This window comes from Streptomyces sp. NBC_00620, assembly GCF_026341825.1.
In the GTDB taxonomy this organism is placed as follows: Bacteria; Actinomycetota; Actinomycetes; order Streptomycetales; family Streptomycetaceae; genus Streptomyces.
Map to the genome: position 1 here is coordinate 1,335,001 of NZ_JAPENY010000002.1, position 14,073 is coordinate 1,349,073.

11 protein-coding genes, 2 rRNA genes and 1 riboswitch (1 of these 14 only partly in view) are annotated in these 14,073 nt (G+C 64.9%); of the genes, 12 read left to right on the forward strand and 1 reads right to left on the reverse strand.

The window, feature by feature from the left end:
• From OG246_RS25190 to OG246_RS25245, 12 genes are all read left to right on the forward strand, one after another.
• Nucleotides 1–2,914 (forward strand): 23S ribosomal RNA (locus OG246_RS25190); it begins 210 nt to the left of the window's first position.
• Between the two features lie 87 nt (nt 2,915–3,001).
• A 5S ribosomal RNA gene (rrf, locus tag OG246_RS25195) occupies nt 3,002–3,118 on the forward strand.
• 151 nt (nt 3,119–3,269) lie between these two features.
• Nucleotides 3,270–3,878: a CDP-alcohol phosphatidyltransferase family protein gene (locus OG246_RS25200; RefSeq protein WP_266467953.1), complete on the forward strand. Its 609-nt coding sequence runs from the start codon at nt 3,270–3,272 to the stop codon at nt 3,876–3,878.
• A 114-nt stretch (nt 3,879–3,992) separates the two neighbouring features.
• On the forward strand, nt 3,993–6,488 hold the full coding sequence (locus OG246_RS25205) for a mannose-1-phosphate guanyltransferase (protein ID WP_266467956.1): 2,496 nt from the start codon (nt 3,993–3,995) through the stop codon (nt 6,486–6,488).
• Nucleotides 6,489–6,595: 107 nt separating this feature from the next.
• Nucleotides 6,596–7,492: a DUF881 domain-containing protein gene (locus OG246_RS25210; protein ID WP_266467960.1), complete on the forward strand. Its 897-nt coding sequence runs from the start codon at nt 6,596–6,598 to the stop codon at nt 7,490–7,492.
• On the forward strand, nt 7,489–7,821 hold the full coding sequence (locus tag OG246_RS25215; RefSeq protein WP_003988855.1) for a small basic family protein: 333 nt from the start codon (nt 7,489–7,491) through the stop codon (nt 7,819–7,821). The genes OG246_RS25210 and OG246_RS25215 overlap by 4 nt, the downstream gene beginning before the upstream one ends.
• A 5-nt stretch (nt 7,822–7,826) precedes the next feature.
• Nucleotides 7,827–8,684 (forward strand): DUF881 domain-containing protein, encoded by an 858-nt coding sequence (locus tag OG246_RS25220; RefSeq protein WP_266467962.1) that lies wholly within the window; start codon nt 7,827–7,829, stop codon nt 8,682–8,684.
• A 61-nt stretch (nt 8,685–8,745) separates the two neighbouring features.
• On the forward strand, nt 8,746–9,714 hold the full coding sequence (locus tag OG246_RS25225; RefSeq protein ID WP_266467964.1) for an FHA domain-containing protein: 969 nt from the start codon (nt 8,746–8,748) through the stop codon (nt 9,712–9,714).
• A gap of 42 nt (nt 9,715–9,756) precedes the next feature.
• A complete protein-coding gene (locus tag OG246_RS25230; protein WP_266467968.1) occupies nt 9,757–10,500 on the forward strand; it encodes a MerR family transcriptional regulator in 744 nt (247 codons plus the stop codon).
• An 85-nt stretch (nt 10,501–10,585) separates the two neighbouring features.
• Entirely contained in the window at nt 10,586–11,059 is a 474-nt protein-coding gene (locus tag OG246_RS25235; RefSeq protein ID WP_006123076.1) for a bifunctional nuclease family protein, read from the forward strand.
• Nucleotides 11,060–11,276: 217 nt separating this feature from the next.
• Entirely contained in the window at nt 11,277–11,915 is a 639-nt protein-coding gene (locus tag OG246_RS25240; RefSeq protein WP_266467973.1) for a MerR family transcriptional regulator, read from the forward strand.
• Nucleotides 11,916–12,005: 90 nt separating this feature from the next.
• A complete protein-coding gene (locus tag OG246_RS25245; RefSeq protein WP_266467976.1) occupies nt 12,006–13,376 on the forward strand; it encodes a DNA polymerase IV in 1,371 nt (456 codons plus the stop codon).
• 90 nt (nt 13,377–13,466) lie between these two features.
• On the opposite strand, the gene OG246_RS25250 is transcribed toward OG246_RS25245, so the two are convergent.
• On the reverse strand, nt 13,467–13,838 hold the full coding sequence (locus OG246_RS25250; protein WP_266467979.1) for a PRC-barrel domain-containing protein: 372 nt from the start codon (nt 13,836–13,838) through the stop codon (nt 13,467–13,469).
• Nucleotides 13,839–13,953: 115 nt separating this feature from the next.
• A riboswitch (glycine riboswitch) is annotated at nt 13,954–14,050 on the forward strand.
• Nucleotides 14,051–14,073: the final 23 nt, after the last annotated feature.

Here is a 14,073-nt window from a genome sequence, read left to right on the forward strand (position 1 = left end):
CCCGCAGGAAGAGAAAACAACCGTGATTCCGGGAGTAGTGGCGAGCGAAACTGGATGAGGCTAAACCATATGCGTGTGAGACCCGGCAGGGGTTGCGTATATGGGGTTGTGGGATTTCTCTTTCACGGTCTGCCGATCGTGAGACGAGTCAGAAACCGTTGATGTAGGCGAAGGACATGCGAAAGGTCCGGCGTAGAGGGTAAGACCCCCGTAGTCGAAACGTCAACGGCTCGTTTGAGAAACACCCAAGTAGCACGGGGCCCGAGAAATCCCGTGTGAATCTGGCGGGACCACCCGCTAAGCCTAAATATTCCCTGGTGACCGATAGCGGATAGTACCGTGAGGGAATGGTGAAAAGTACCGCGGGAGCGGAGTGAAATAGTACCTGAAACCGTGTGCCTACAAGCCGTGGGAGCGTCGGAGTGCATGCTTGCATGCACTCTCGTGACTGCGTGCCTTTTGAAGAATGAGCCTGCGAGTTTGCGGTGTGTTGCGAGGTTAACCCGTGTGGGGAAGCCGTAGCGAAAGCGAGTCCGAATAGGGCGATTTAGTAGCGCGCTCAAGACCCGAAGCGGAGTGATCTAGCCATGGGCAGGTTGAAGCGGCTGTAAGAGGTCGTGGAGGACCGAACCCACCAGGGTTGAAAACCTGGGGGATGACCTGTGGTTAGGGGTGAAAGGCCAATCAAACTCCGTGATAGCTGGTTCTCCCCGAAATGCATTTAGGTGCAGCGTCGTGTGTTTCTTGCCGGAGGTAGAGCACTGGATAGGCGATGGGCCCTACCGGGTTACTGACCTTAGCCAAACTCCGAATGCCGGTAAGTGAGAGCACGGCAGTGAGACTGTGGGGGATAAGCTCCATGGTCGAGAGGGAAACAGCCCAGAGCATCGACTAAGGCCCCTAAGCGTACGCTAAGTGGGAAAGGATGTGGAGTCGCACAGACAACCAGGAGGTTGGCTTAGAAGCAGCCACCCTTGAAAGAGTGCGTAATAGCTCACTGGTCTAGTGATTCCGCGCCGACAATGTAGCGGGGCTCAAGCGTACCGCCGAAGTCGTGTCATTCATACAATAGGGCCAACGCCCGTATGGATGGGTAGGGGAGCGTCGTGTGCCGGGTGAAGCCGCAGCGGAAGCTAGTGGTGGACGGTTCACGAGTGAGAATGCAGGCATGAGTAGCGATACACACGTGAGAAACGTGTGCGCCGATTGACTAAGGGTTCCTGGGTCAAGCTGATCTGCCCAGGGTAAGTCGGGACCTAAGGCGAGGCCGACAGGCGTAGTCGATGGATAACCGGTTGATATTCCGGTACCCGCTGTGAAGCGTCAAACATTGAATCCAGTAATGCTAAGCCCGTGAAGCCGTCCTGATCTCTTCGGAGTTGAGGGAAGTGGTGGAGCCGGTGACCCGAGCTGGTAGTAGGTGAGTGATGGGGTGACGCAGGAAGGTAGTCCATCCCGGGCGGTGGTTGTCCCGGGGTAAGGGTGTAGGCCGTGTGATAGGTAAATCCGTCGCACATTAAGGCTGAGACCTGATGCCGAGCCGATTGTGGTGAAGTGGATGATCCTATGCTGTCGAGAAAAGCCTCTAGCGAGTTTCATGGCGGCCCGTACCCTAAACCGACTCAGGTGGTCAGGTAGAGAATACCGAGGCGTTCGGGTGAACTATGGTTAAGGAACTCGGCAAAATGCCCCCGTAACTTCGGGAGAAGGGGGGCCATCACCGGTGATGAGATTTACTCTCTGAGCTGGGGGTGGCCGCAGAGACCAGCGAGAAGCGACTGTTTACTAAAAACACAGGTCCGTGCGAAGCCGTAAGGCGATGTATACGGACTGACGCCTGCCCGGTGCTGGAACGTTAAGGGGACCGGTTAGTCACTCTTCGGGGTGGCGAAGCTGAGAACTTAAGCGCCAGTAAACGGCGGTGGTAACTATAACCATCCTAAGGTAGCGAAATTCCTTGTCGGGTAAGTTCCGACCTGCACGAATGGCGTAACGACTTCTCGACTGTCTCAACCATAGGCCCGGTGAAATTGCACTACGAGTAAAGATGCTCGTTTCGCGCAGCAGGACGGAAAGACCCCGGGACCTTTACTATAGTTTGATATTGGTGTTCGGTTCGGCTTGTGTAGGATAGCTGGGAGACTGTGAAGCTTGAGCGCCAGCTCAGGTGGAGTCGTCGTTGAAATACCAGTCTGGTCGTGCTGGATGTCTAACCTGGGTCCGTGATCCGGATCAGGGACAGTGTCTGATGGGTAGTTTAACTGGGGCGGTTGCCTCCTAAAGAGTAACGGAGGCGCCCAAAGGTTCCCTCAGCCTGGTTGGTAATCAGGTGTTGAGTGTAAGTGCACAAGGGAGCTTGACTGTGAGACCGACGGGTCGAGCAGGGACGAAAGTCGGGACTAGTGATCCGGCGGTGGCTTGTGGAAGCGCCGTCGCTCAACGGATAAAAGGTACCCCGGGGATAACAGGCTGATCTTCCCCAAGAGTCCATATCGACGGGATGGTTTGGCACCTCGATGTCGGCTCGTCGCATCCTGGGGCTGGAGTCGGTCCCAAGGGTTGGGCTGTTCGCCCATTAAAGCGGTACGCGAGCTGGGTTTAGAACGTCGTGAGACAGTTCGGTCCCTATCCGCTGCGCGCGCAGGAATATTGAGAAGGGCTGTCCCTAGTACGAGAGGACCGGGACGGACGAACCTCTGGTGTGCCAGTTGTCCTGCCAAGGGCATGGCTGGTTGGCTACGTTCGGGAGGGATAACCGCTGAAAGCATCTAAGCGGGAAGCCTGCTTCGAGATGAGTATTCCCACCAACTAGATTGGTTAAGGCTCCCAGTAGACGACTGGGTTGATAGGCCAGATGTGGAAGCCCAGTAATGGGCGAAGCTGACTGGTACTAATAGGCCGAGGGCTTGTCCTCAGTTGCTCGCGTCCACTGTGTTGGTTCTGAAACCACGAACAACCGTCGTAGCCATGCCACGGCTCCGGTTGACAAGTTTCACCGTGTTTCGGTGGTCATAGCGTGAGGGAAACGCCCGGTTACATTCCGAACCCGGAAGCTAAGCCTCACAGCGCCGATGGTACTGCAGGGGGGACCCTGTGGGAGAGTAGGACGCCGCCGAACTATCTTTAGAGCTCCGGCTCTTGGGCTAATCGCCCAAGGGCCGGAGCTTTTTTGTTTTCTGGTGACGCCTTCACCCCTCCGTACAACGGCGTGAGCACTGCGGGTAAGGTCAGGGGGCATCATTGGCTCGTTTCCCACAGGAGGCCCCCGGGTGGAGGTCCAGGAGACTCGCGTCCAGACAGACCGGGTCCTCACCATCCCGAACATCCTCAGCATGGCGCGCCTCGTCGGTGTGCCCGTCTTCCTGTGGCTGATCCTCTGGCCTGAGTTCGGCGGCCCCAAGAGCGACGGATGGGCACTCCTGGTGCTCATGCTGAGCGGCATCAGTGACTATCTGGACGGGAAGCTGGCCCGCCGCTGGAACCAGATCAGCAGCCTTGGCCGGCTACTCGATCCCGCAGCCGACCGGCTCTACATTCTGTCCACTCTCGTGGGCCTCACCTGGCGAGAGATTCTCCCGCTGTGGTTGACCGCTGTCCTACTGGCGCGTGAACTGGTTCTGTTGGTGATGGTGGGCATCCTCAGACGCCACGGCTATCCGCCGCCGCAGGTGAACTTCCTGGGCAAGGCGGCCACCTTCAACTTGATGTACGCCTTCCCGTTGTTGCTGCTCAGCGACGCAAGTGGATGGATCGCGTCACTCGGTGCTATTTTCGGATGGGCGTTCGCCGGATGGGGTACAACGCTCTACTGGTGGGCAGGAGTCCTCTACGTGGTTCAGGTCCGCCGCCTTGTCAGGGTGGACGCCACAACCGATTGAGCTCGCCCATTGCGCGGCTGTAGTGGCTCGATGGCCCGCGGACGAAAAGTGCGGGACAATTTGGACGGGTGAAGTCGGCTAGACCGTCGTCTCTTCAAGGAGGACGCTTCCGACATGAAGGCCGTCGTGATGGCCGGAGGCGAAGGCACACGCCTTCGTCCCATGACCTCAAGCATGCCCAAGCCGCTCCTGCCCGTGGCCAATCGCCCGATCATGGAGCATGTGCTACGGCTGCTCAAAAGGCATGGGCTCAACGAGACCGTCGTAACTGTTCAGTTCTTGGCCTCTCTCGTCAAGAACTACTTCGGTGACGGCGAGGAGCTCGGCATGGAGCTCACCTATGCCAATGAGGAGAAGCCACTCGGTACTGCCGGGAGCGTCAAGAACGCCGAGGAGGCGTTGAAGGACGACACCTTCCTAGTGATCTCCGGTGATGCCCTGACCGACTTCGACCTCACCGACCTCATCAATTTCCACAAGGAAAAGGGCGCGCTGGTCACCGTCTGCTTGACGCGCGTACCGAATCCCCTTGAGTTCGGCATCACCATCGTGGATGAAGAGGGCAAGGTCGAGCGCTTCCTGGAGAAGCCGACCTGGGGCCAGGTGTTCTCGGACACGGTGAACACCGGTATCTACGTCATGGAACCCGAGGTCTTCGACTACGTCGAGGCCGATGTCTCCGTCGACTGGTCCGGCGATGTCTTCCCTCAGCTGATGAAAGAAGGCAAGCCTGTTTACGGCTATATCGCCGAGGGCTACTGGGAGGACGTCGGCACCCACGAGAGCTATGTGAAGGCGCAGGCCGATGTCCTGGAGGGCAAGGTCGACGTCGAAATCGACGGCTTCGAGATCTCGCCGGGCGTATGGGTCGCCGAGGGCGCCGAGGTGCACCCCGACGCTGTTCTACGGGGACCGCTTTACATCGGCGACTACGCCAAGGTCGAGGCGGACGTCGAAATCCGCGAGCACACCGTCATCGGTTCCAACGTCGTCGTCAAGACAGGAGCCTTCCTTCACCGGGCCGTTGTGCACGACAACGTGTACATCGGTCAGCACAGCAATCTGCGTGGCTGCGTGATCGGAAAGAACACCGACATCATGCGGGCCGCGCGGATCGAGGACGGCGCCGTCATCGGTGATGAGTGCCTCGTCGGTGAAGAATCGATCATCCAGGGCAATGTCCGCGTCTACCCGTTCAAGACCATCGAGGCCGGCGCCTTCGTCAATACGTCGGTGATCTGGGAGTCGCGGGGCCAGGCGCATCTCTTCGGCGCCCGTGGAGTGTCCGGGATCCTGAATGTGGAGATCACCCCGGAACTCGCCGTGCGGCTCGCGGGAGCGTACGCGACGACGCTCAAAAAGGGCTCCACCGTCACGACGGCCCGTGACCACTCCCGAGGTGCTCGTGCGCTGAAGCGGGCGGTCATCTCGGCGCTGCAGGCCAGCGCCATCGACGTACGCGATCTGGAGAACGTACCGCTGCCGGTGGCCCGGCAGCAGACCGCCAGGGGAAGCGCCGGCGGGATCATGATCCGGACGACGCCCGGTGTGCCGGACTCCGTCGACATCATGTTCTTCGACGGGCAGGGTGCTGATCTGTCGCAGGCGAGTCAGCGGAAGCTGGACCGGGTGTTCGCGCGGCAGGAGTATCGGCGTGCGTTCCCCGGTGAGATCGGGGATCTGCACTTCCCGGCGAGTGTCTTCGACTCGTACACCGGGTCGTTGCTGAGGAATGTCGACACGACGGGTATCACCGAGTCCGGGCTCAAGGTCGTCGTGGACGCGTCGAACGGTAGCGCGGGGCTTGTGCTGCCCAGCTTGCTGGGCAAGCTCGGGGTCGACTCGCTTGTCATCAATCCCGGTCTGGACGAGTCCAGGCCGACCGAGACGGCGGATGCGCGGCGGTCCGGGCTTGTGCGGCTCGGTGAGATCGTGGCGTCCGCGCGGGCCGCGTTCGGGGTGCGTTTCGACCCGGTGGGTGAGCGGCTCTCGCTCGTGGACGAGAAGGGGCGGATCGTCGAGGACGACCGGGCTCTGCTCGTCATGCTCGACCTGGTGGCCGCGGAGCGGCGCAGTGGGCGGGTGGCGCTGCCGGTGACCACCACCCGGATTGCGGAGCAGGTGGCGGCGTATCACGGGACTCAGGTGGATTGGACGACGACGTCTCCGGACGATCTGACGAGGGTCGGGCGGGACGAGTCGACGATCTTCGGCGGTGACGGCCGCGGTGGCTTCATCATTCCGGAGTTCAGCAGCGTCTTCGACGGCGCGGCGGCGTTCGTACGACTGATCGGACTGGTGGCGCGGACGCAGCTCACGCTCAGCCAGATCGATGCGCGGATTCCGCGGGCGCATGTGCTCAAGCGGGATCTCGCGACTCCCTGGGCTGTGAAGGGACTCGTCATGCGCCGGGTCGTGGAGGAGGCCGGTGATCGCTTTGTCGACACGACCGACGGTGTACGAGTGGTGGAGACAGACGGGCGCTGGGTGATGGTGCTCCCGGATCCCGCCGAGGCGGTTACGCATCTGTGGGCCGAAGGTCCTGACGACGCTTCCGCGGAGGCCCTGCTCGACGAGTGGTCGGCGGTCGTGGACAGCGCCGGTCGCTGAAACACCTAGCACGCGCGCGTGTCGGACAAGTGCCCCCAAGGGGGCCTGTCCGGCACGCCGGTGGGGCCATTCGGAGGTAGCGCCCGCGACGTGCGACGATGTGCGGCATGCCGCAGCAGCCCCCCGTTCGGAGCAGTCCTACGCGCCCGTCGCGCCCGGACGCCTCCATGTCGCTGCTCACCAATGTCATGGACCATAGCCTCGACGACGGTTACGCCGAGGCGGCTGTCCGGAAGCAGGCCGAGGGCGCCGGCGGAATGCCGAAGACGGTACGGGCCAAGCTCGGCCTGGCGGCCGGCCTCGTCCTGGCGGCCCTGGTGGTGACCCTGGGAGCGGCGAACGCACGGATCGCGGCGCCTGTCATCGCCAAGGAGCGTCAGGAACTCATCGACCGTATCGAGCGCGAGACCTCGGCCGCGGACAAGCTCGAAGACAATGTCGATACTTTGCGCGCCGATGTGAGCGCGCGGCAGCGTGCAGCGCTGAAGTCGGACGGGGGCAGCGGGCAGGCAGACCTGGTGGGCATTCTGTCGGGCGCCACCGCGGTGCACGGCCCCGGCGTGAAACTCGTCGTGGACGACGCCAAGGAAGCCAGCCAGGATGGCGACGGTGACCCGCGGGAGACCTCCGGGTTCTCCGACACCGGACGTGTGCGTGACCGTGACATGCAGCGGGTCGTCAACGGGCTGTGGGAGTCGGGTGCCGAGGCCATCTCGATCAACGGTCAGCGGCTGACGGCCCTGTCGGCGATCCGGGCCGCGGGTGACGCGATACTGGTCGACAACAAGCCGCTGGTGCCGCCGTACACGGTGCTCGCGGTGGGAGACGGTCAGCGGCTCAGTACCAGGTTCCAGAACAGTGCCGACGGGCTGTATCTGCATGCCCTGCAGGAGAACTACGGGATCCGGACCAGCATTTCCGTCCAGGACGACGTCCGGTTGGCCGCCGCACCGAGTGTGATCGTACGTACAGCACAGCCGAGCACAGAGAAGGGCACATCGTGATCGCCGTACTGGGCCTCGTCGTGGGAGTCGTGGCTGGATTGTTGGTCCGGCCCGAGGTTCCGGCAGTCGTCGAGCCTTATCTCCCGATCGCCGTGGTGGCGGCGCTCGACGCCGTGTTCGGAGGCCTGCGCGCGATGCTCGACGGCATCTTCGACGACAAGGTCTTCGTGGTGTCGTTCCTGTCGAACGTGGTCGTGGCCGCGCTGATCGTCTTCCTGGGCGACAAGTTGGGTGTGGGCGCCCAGCTCTCCACCGGCGTCGTGGTCGTCCTCGGCATCCGTATCTTCTCCAATGCCGCGGCGATCCGCCGGCACGTGTTCCGGGCGTGAGGCCGATGAGCAACGACGACGAGGCATCGACGGCCTCCGGGACTCCGGAGAATCGTCTGCGCAAGGAACTTCCCGAAGAGATCCGGGCCACGGCTCCCGCGCCAAAGGTGCCGGAGGAGAAGGAAGCGGGCGGCGAGCCGACGCTGACCGGCCGTCAGCGACTGGTGAAGGGGCTGTGGCCGCCGCGCGTGTCGCGCGCGCAACTCATCGTCGCCCTGCTGCTGTTCGGCCTCGGTTTCGGTCTGGCCGTCCAGGTGGCGTCCAACAGCGACAGTGGTAGTGCCCTGCGCGGCGCACGTCAGGAAGATCTCGTACGCATCCTCGATGAACTGGACAGCCGTACACAGCGTCTTGAGGACGAGAAGCAGGGTCTCGAGGATCAGCGCACCGAGTTGGAGAACAGTTCGGACCAGGCCGAGGAGGCTCGCAAGCAGACCGTCGAGAGGGAGAAGCAACTCGGCATTCTGGCGGGCACGGTGGCCGCGCAGGGCCCCGGCATCACTCTGACGATCAACGACAGCAAAGGGACGGTCGAGGCGGACATGCTGCTCGACGCGATCCAGGAGTTGCGTGCGGCAGGTGCGGAGGCGATCCAGGTGAACGGTGTACGGGTCGTCGCAAGCACCTATCTGACGGATTCCGACAAGGGGGTGAGCGTGGACGGGAACAAGATCACCCAGCCCTACCGTTTCAAGGTCATCGGCAAGTCGCAGGACCTGGAGCCGGCGCTCAACATCCCCGGAGGCGTGGTGCAGACACTGGAGAAGGAGCAGGCCACCGTCACGGTGGAGCCCTCGACGAAGATCGTGGTGGACGCCTTGCGACCGGCGAAGCAGCCTGACTACGCTCGGTCGTCCCAGTGAGGCGGGGCCGCATGAGGGGCACCCGGCCAGGGCATGAGGTTGCGGGGGGTCGGCGCACCGAATGGGTGGTGCGTGGTGGAAACTGTCAGGTGGATACGGACGTTGTGAGGGTGTCCGGCTCGACCGGTGTGTTCAGTCAGGGTTCGTCCTGCCCCACGGGCGGGTCTATTTCGGTCAAGGGGAATCGCCCGTGAAGTTGTTTGGGAAGTTGTTCGGCAAGAGCGCACGAGGAGAGGGCGGCGACAACGCCACTGCCCGCCATCGTGCACCACGCCATGGAGACGCGGAGGACCAGGGGGGCGAGCGCCCGCTGTTCCGGGACCAGGTCGGTGGTGACATTTCCGGTGGTCAGGGCGCGCCGTCTGTTGACCCTGCCCAGTCCGGCCGCATAGGTTTCGGGGACCCGTCAGCCTCAAGTACGGGTGGAGGGTTTCCCTCCGACCCGTACGCGTCCCATGCCCCTGGAGGGCAGCCGCGGCAGGAGGATCCGTCGATGTCGGCCCTGGTGTGTACGAGGTGCGGTAACCGCAACGCGGAAAACAGCCGTTTCTGCTCCAACTGCGGTGCTCCGCTGCGGAGCGGGGTGACCCCGGAGCGTCCGTCCGAGACGACGTCCACGATCTCCATTTCGGGCCTCGAGGCCTACGACGCCGAGGTGACGGGCCAGACGCTCTCGCCGGCGCTCTCCCCGGAGGCGCAGGCGGCCGTCGACGCGCTGCCGCTCGGCTCGGCGCTCCTGGTGGTGCGCCGCGGCCCGAATTCGGGCAGCCGCTTCCTGCTGGACGGCGAGCTGACCACGGCCGGGCGTCATCCGCAGAGCGACATCTTTCTGGACGACGTGACCGTGTCACGCCGCCACGTGGAGTTCCGCCGCGTCGGTGACGGCTCATTCACCGTGGCAGACGTGGGCAGCCTCAACGGCACATACGTCAACAGGGAGCGGATCGACTCGGTCGCCCTCTCGAACGGCGACGAGGTGCAGATCGGCAAGTACCGGCTGGTCTTCTACGCGAGCCAGCGGGGCATCTGACCCTCCCCCGGGCTGCGTCCGGGGGGACCCCCAGGAAGGTCCATGCTTCAAACACCGAGCGGCGGTGCCGACACCGGTACCGCCGCCGTGGACAGTGGGCTGATGAGCATCGGCACGGTGCTCAACGTACTGCGCGACGAGTTCCCCGAAGTCACGATCTCCAAGATCAGGTTTCTGGAGTCGGAGGGGCTCATCGAGCCGCAGCGGACCCCCTCGGGGTATCGCAAGTTCAGCGCCAACGACGTCGAGCGCCTCGGCCATGTGCTGAGGATGCAGCGGGACCACTATCTGCCCCTGAAGGTCATCCGTGAGTACCTGGACGCCCTGGAGCGTGGTGAGCCGGTCCGGCTGCCGTCCGTGGGGCGTCAGCGCGATTCCGGCGAGGGGGAGCTGTTCGGCGGGCCCGAGGCGCCCACGGCCGCCCGGGTGGGCCGTGCCGAGCTGCTGGCCGCCGCCGAGATCGGTGATCAGGAACTTGAGGAGTGGGAGTCGTACGGGCTCATCGCGCCGCTGTCGGACGGGGCGTACGACGCCGAGGCGGTGACCGTCGCCGCGCTCGTCGTCGAGCTGGGGCGGTTCGGGATCGAGCCGCGCCATCTGCGTGCGATGAAGGCCGCGGCGGAGCGTGACGCCGGGCTGGTCGACCAGGTGGTGGCCCCGCTGCGGCGGCACCGCAATCCGCAGACAAGGGCGCACGCCGAGGCGCGTACGAAGGAGCTGGCGGGGCTCACGGTGAAGCTGCACGCCGCGCTGGTGCAGACCGCGCTCGGCGTGCGTCTGCCCTGACTCCGGGCGCTCGGCGGGCGTGGGATCGCCCACCTGTTCCGTGCCCGACTACCCAAACGTCCCGGGCACGGCCTAGGGTTGCTGTGTGAACGAGCTCGATGTCGTAGGTGTCCGGGTCGAAATGCCCTCCAACCAACCGATCGTGCTTCTGCGTGAAGTGGGAGGCGATCGCTACCTCCCCATCTGGATCGGACCGGGGGAGGCGACCGCGATCGCCTTCGCCCAGCAGGGCATGGCCCCGGCGCGCCCGCTGACCCACGACCTGTTCAAGGACGTGCTGGAAGCCGTCGGCCAGGAGCTCACCGAAGTGCGCATCACGGACCTGCGTGAGGGCGTGTTCTACGCGGAGTTGGTGTTCGCCAGCGGGGTCGAGGTGAGTGCCCGGCCGTCCGACGCCATAGCGCTGGCCCTGCGTACCGGGACGCCGATCTACGGCAGCGATGGCGTGCTCGACGACGCCGGTATCGCGATCCCGGACGAGCAGGAGGACGAAGTGGAGAAGTTCCGCGAGTTCCTCGACCAGATCTCGCCCGAGGACTTCGGCACCAACAGCCAGTGATGGCGCGGGCCTCGGAGGGCTCCGAGCGGCAATTGCCAGCGGCCAGTGTGGTGTGCCGCGGCCCGCTCAGAGAGCATTCGGCTAGCCTTTCCCCGCGGTGGGGTGCGGGAAACCACTCCTAGGGTGATTATCACTCGGCGTGCCGAGTGTGGCGATCGTTGACGCACCCCTGGTGACTGCCTACCGTCGAGAAGGCAGGTCAAGGACGGAGGTCGGCGTGAGAAGCAGCGGCGACGGTACGGCTGGGGGTGCCCCCGGACGCGGTCTGGGGGAGAGCGGCCCGTACCCGCTTCATGGCAGCGCGGCGGCCGATCACAGTCCGCGGCGGCCGACGGCAGTGCCGGGTGAGGGAGGAGCGGTTTCCGAGGAGATCGGCTACCGCGGTCCCACGGCGTGCGCTGCCGCGGGCATCACCTATCGGCAACTGGATTACTGGGCGAGGACCGGGCTGGTCGAGCCGAGCGTGCGGCCCGCTTACGGGTCGGGGACGCAGCGGCTGTACAGCTTCCGGGACGTGGTCGTCCTGAAGATCGTCAAGCGGTTCCTGGACACCGGGGTGTCGCTGCAGAACATCCGCACCACGGTCCAGCACCTCAGGGAGCGCGGCTTCCGGGATCTGGAGCGGATGACGCTGATGAGCGACGGGGCCACGGTCTACGAGTGCACGTCCCCCGACGAGGTCCACGCGCTGCTCCAGGGCGGCCAGGGGGTCTTCGGGATCGCCGTGGGCGTGGTGTGGCGGGACGTCGAGAGCGCGCTCTCGCAGCTGCACGGCGAGCGCGTGGACACCGGCGAGACGCTCCTGGGGAACAACCCCGCGGACGAGCTGGCGAGACGGCGCAATCGCGCGGTCTGACGAGCGGAACCGAACGGAACCGAGCGGAACAGATTGATGGTGCCCCGGCTTGCCGGGGCATTGTCAGTGGCGTAGGGCAGCATCGGAGATGTGAGAACCGCGCCCACGATCCTGCATCTCGACATGGATGCCTTCTTCGCCTCGGCGGAGCAGGCGGCCAAGCCGAGCCTGCGCGGGAAAGCGGTCGTCGTGGGCGGGCTCGGACCGCGTGGCGTCGTGGCCACCTGCTCGTACGAGGCACGAGTCTTCGGGGTGCACTCGGCGATGCCCATGGCCCAGGCGCGCCGGCTCGCGCCGAACGCCGCGTATCTCGTGCCGCGCTTCGGGATCTACCGGGAGGTCAGCGAGCAGGTGATGGGGCTGCTGAGGGCTCTGTCGCCGCTGGTGGAGCCGCTGAGCCTGGATGAGGCGTTCGTCGATCTGGAGGCCGAGGGAGCGGCCTGGGACGAGGCATCGGCACGACTGACCGGGGCGAAGCTGCGTGCGGACATCCGGGCCGTCACGGGGCTCACGGGGTCGGTGGGGCTCGCCGCGTCCAAGATGCTCGCGAAGATCGCCTCGGAGCAGGCCAAGCCCGACGGTCTGGTGCTGATAGAGCCGGGGACCGAGCGCGCCTTGCTGGGGCCCATGTCGGTGCGGACGCTGCCGGGTGTGGGGCCCGCGACCGGGGACCATCTGCGGCGGGCCGGGATCACCACCGTCGAGGAGCTTGCCGAGGCGGGCGAGGACGAGCTCGTACGGCTGGTGGGGAAGGCGCACGGGCACTCGTTGTACGCGATGGCGCTGGCCCACGACGACCGGCCCGTGGTGGCCGAGCGGGAGACCAAGTCGGTGTCCGTCGAGGACACGTACGACGTGGACATCCATGACCGGGTGCGGGTCGGTCTGGAGGTGCAGCGGCTCGCCGACCGGTGTGTGCAGCGGTTGCGGGGAGCCGGGCTGTCAGGGCGGACCATCGTGCTCAAGGTGCGGAAGTACGACTTCTCGACGCTGACGCGGTCCGAGACGCTGCGGGGGCCCACGGACGACCCCGCGGTGGTGCGGGAGGCGGCCGCGCGGCTGCTTGAGGTGGTGGACACGACCGGTGGTGTCCGGCTGCTCGGCGTGGGAGTCTCCGGGCTGGCCGACTACACGCAGGAGGACCTGTTCGCGCAGGCCCAGGCAGCCGCGGGGGAGCTTGCGGCTCAGGAGCATGCCGAGGAGGAGCCGCCGGAGGACGGCGCTGTCGAGCCGGTGCCGCCCGCCGAGCGGCGGTGGCCCGCGGGGCACGATGTGCGGCATGCCAAGTTCGGGCACGGGTGGGTGCAGGGGAGCGGGGTCGGGAGGGTGACCGTTCGGTTCGAGACTCCGTACTCCGAGCCCGGGCGGGTACGTACGTTCCGGACCGACGATCCGGAGCTGGAGCCGGCTGATCCGTTGCCGTTGGTGGTCGATACCGTCGGCCGCCGCCATGACGGCTGAGCCCGGTTGGGCGCTGCGGGCTGTCAGTGGCTGGTCGCGCAGTTCCCCGCGCCCCGACAGGGGCGCGTCACCCGGGCCCGAGTTGGTCTGTCAGGCCTCGTCCGTGCCCGCCAGGCGGCCGAAGTCGCGGTCCGGTGGAGGCGGAGGGGAGGCCACGTCGAGTCCGTAGTGGTGGTAGAGCTGGAGTTCCTGTTCGGGGGAGAGGTGGCGGCCGACGCCGAAGTCGGGGGCGTCCTTGATCAGTGCCCGTTCGAAGGGGATGCGCAGGGTGCCTTCGATGAGTTCGCTGGGCTCCAGGGGTACGAAGGCGTCCCTGCTGAACAGGCCCGTTCGTATGGCCGCCCACTCCGGGACCCCGGTCGCGTCGTCGAGGTAGACCTCGTCGATCGTGCCGATCTTGGCGCCGTTGCGGTCGAATGCCTTGCGGCCGATCAGGTTGCGCGGATCGATGTCGGTCTGCACGGTGCCCTCCATTTGGTCGCAACTCATCCGTAAGCACTACAAAAGAGCAGATTCAGGAAGGTGGCCACTCGAAGGCCCGGGCGTTGCCCTCGCTGGTACGCTGGCAAGCGGCTGCTGACCCCGCGCGGGAGAGTCCTCCAGACACCATCGGAGGGCGCCGAAGGAGCAAATCCTCCCCGGAATCTCTCAGGCCCACGTACCGCACGGACGAGGTCACTCTGGAAAGCAGAGCGGG

Excerpts from the sequence above, each read along its gene's own strand:
- OG246_RS25205 (WP_266467956.1), top strand. The coding sequence starts at position 3,993 with ATGAAGGCCGTCGTGATGGCCGGAGGCGAAGGCACACGCCTTCGTCCC.
- OG246_RS25210 (WP_266467960.1), top strand. The coding sequence starts at position 6,596 with ATGCCGCAGCAGCCCCCCGTTCGGAGCAGTCCTACGCGCCCGTCGCGC.
- OG246_RS25220 (WP_266467962.1), top strand. The coding sequence starts at position 7,827 with ATGAGCAACGACGACGAGGCATCGACGGCCTCCGGGACTCCGGAGAAT.
- OG246_RS25225 (WP_266467964.1), top strand. The coding sequence starts at position 8,746 with ATGGGTGGTGCGTGGTGGAAACTGTCAGGTGGATACGGACGTTGTGAG.
- OG246_RS25230 (WP_266467968.1), top strand. The coding sequence starts at position 9,757 with ATGCTTCAAACACCGAGCGGCGGTGCCGACACCGGTACCGCCGCCGTG.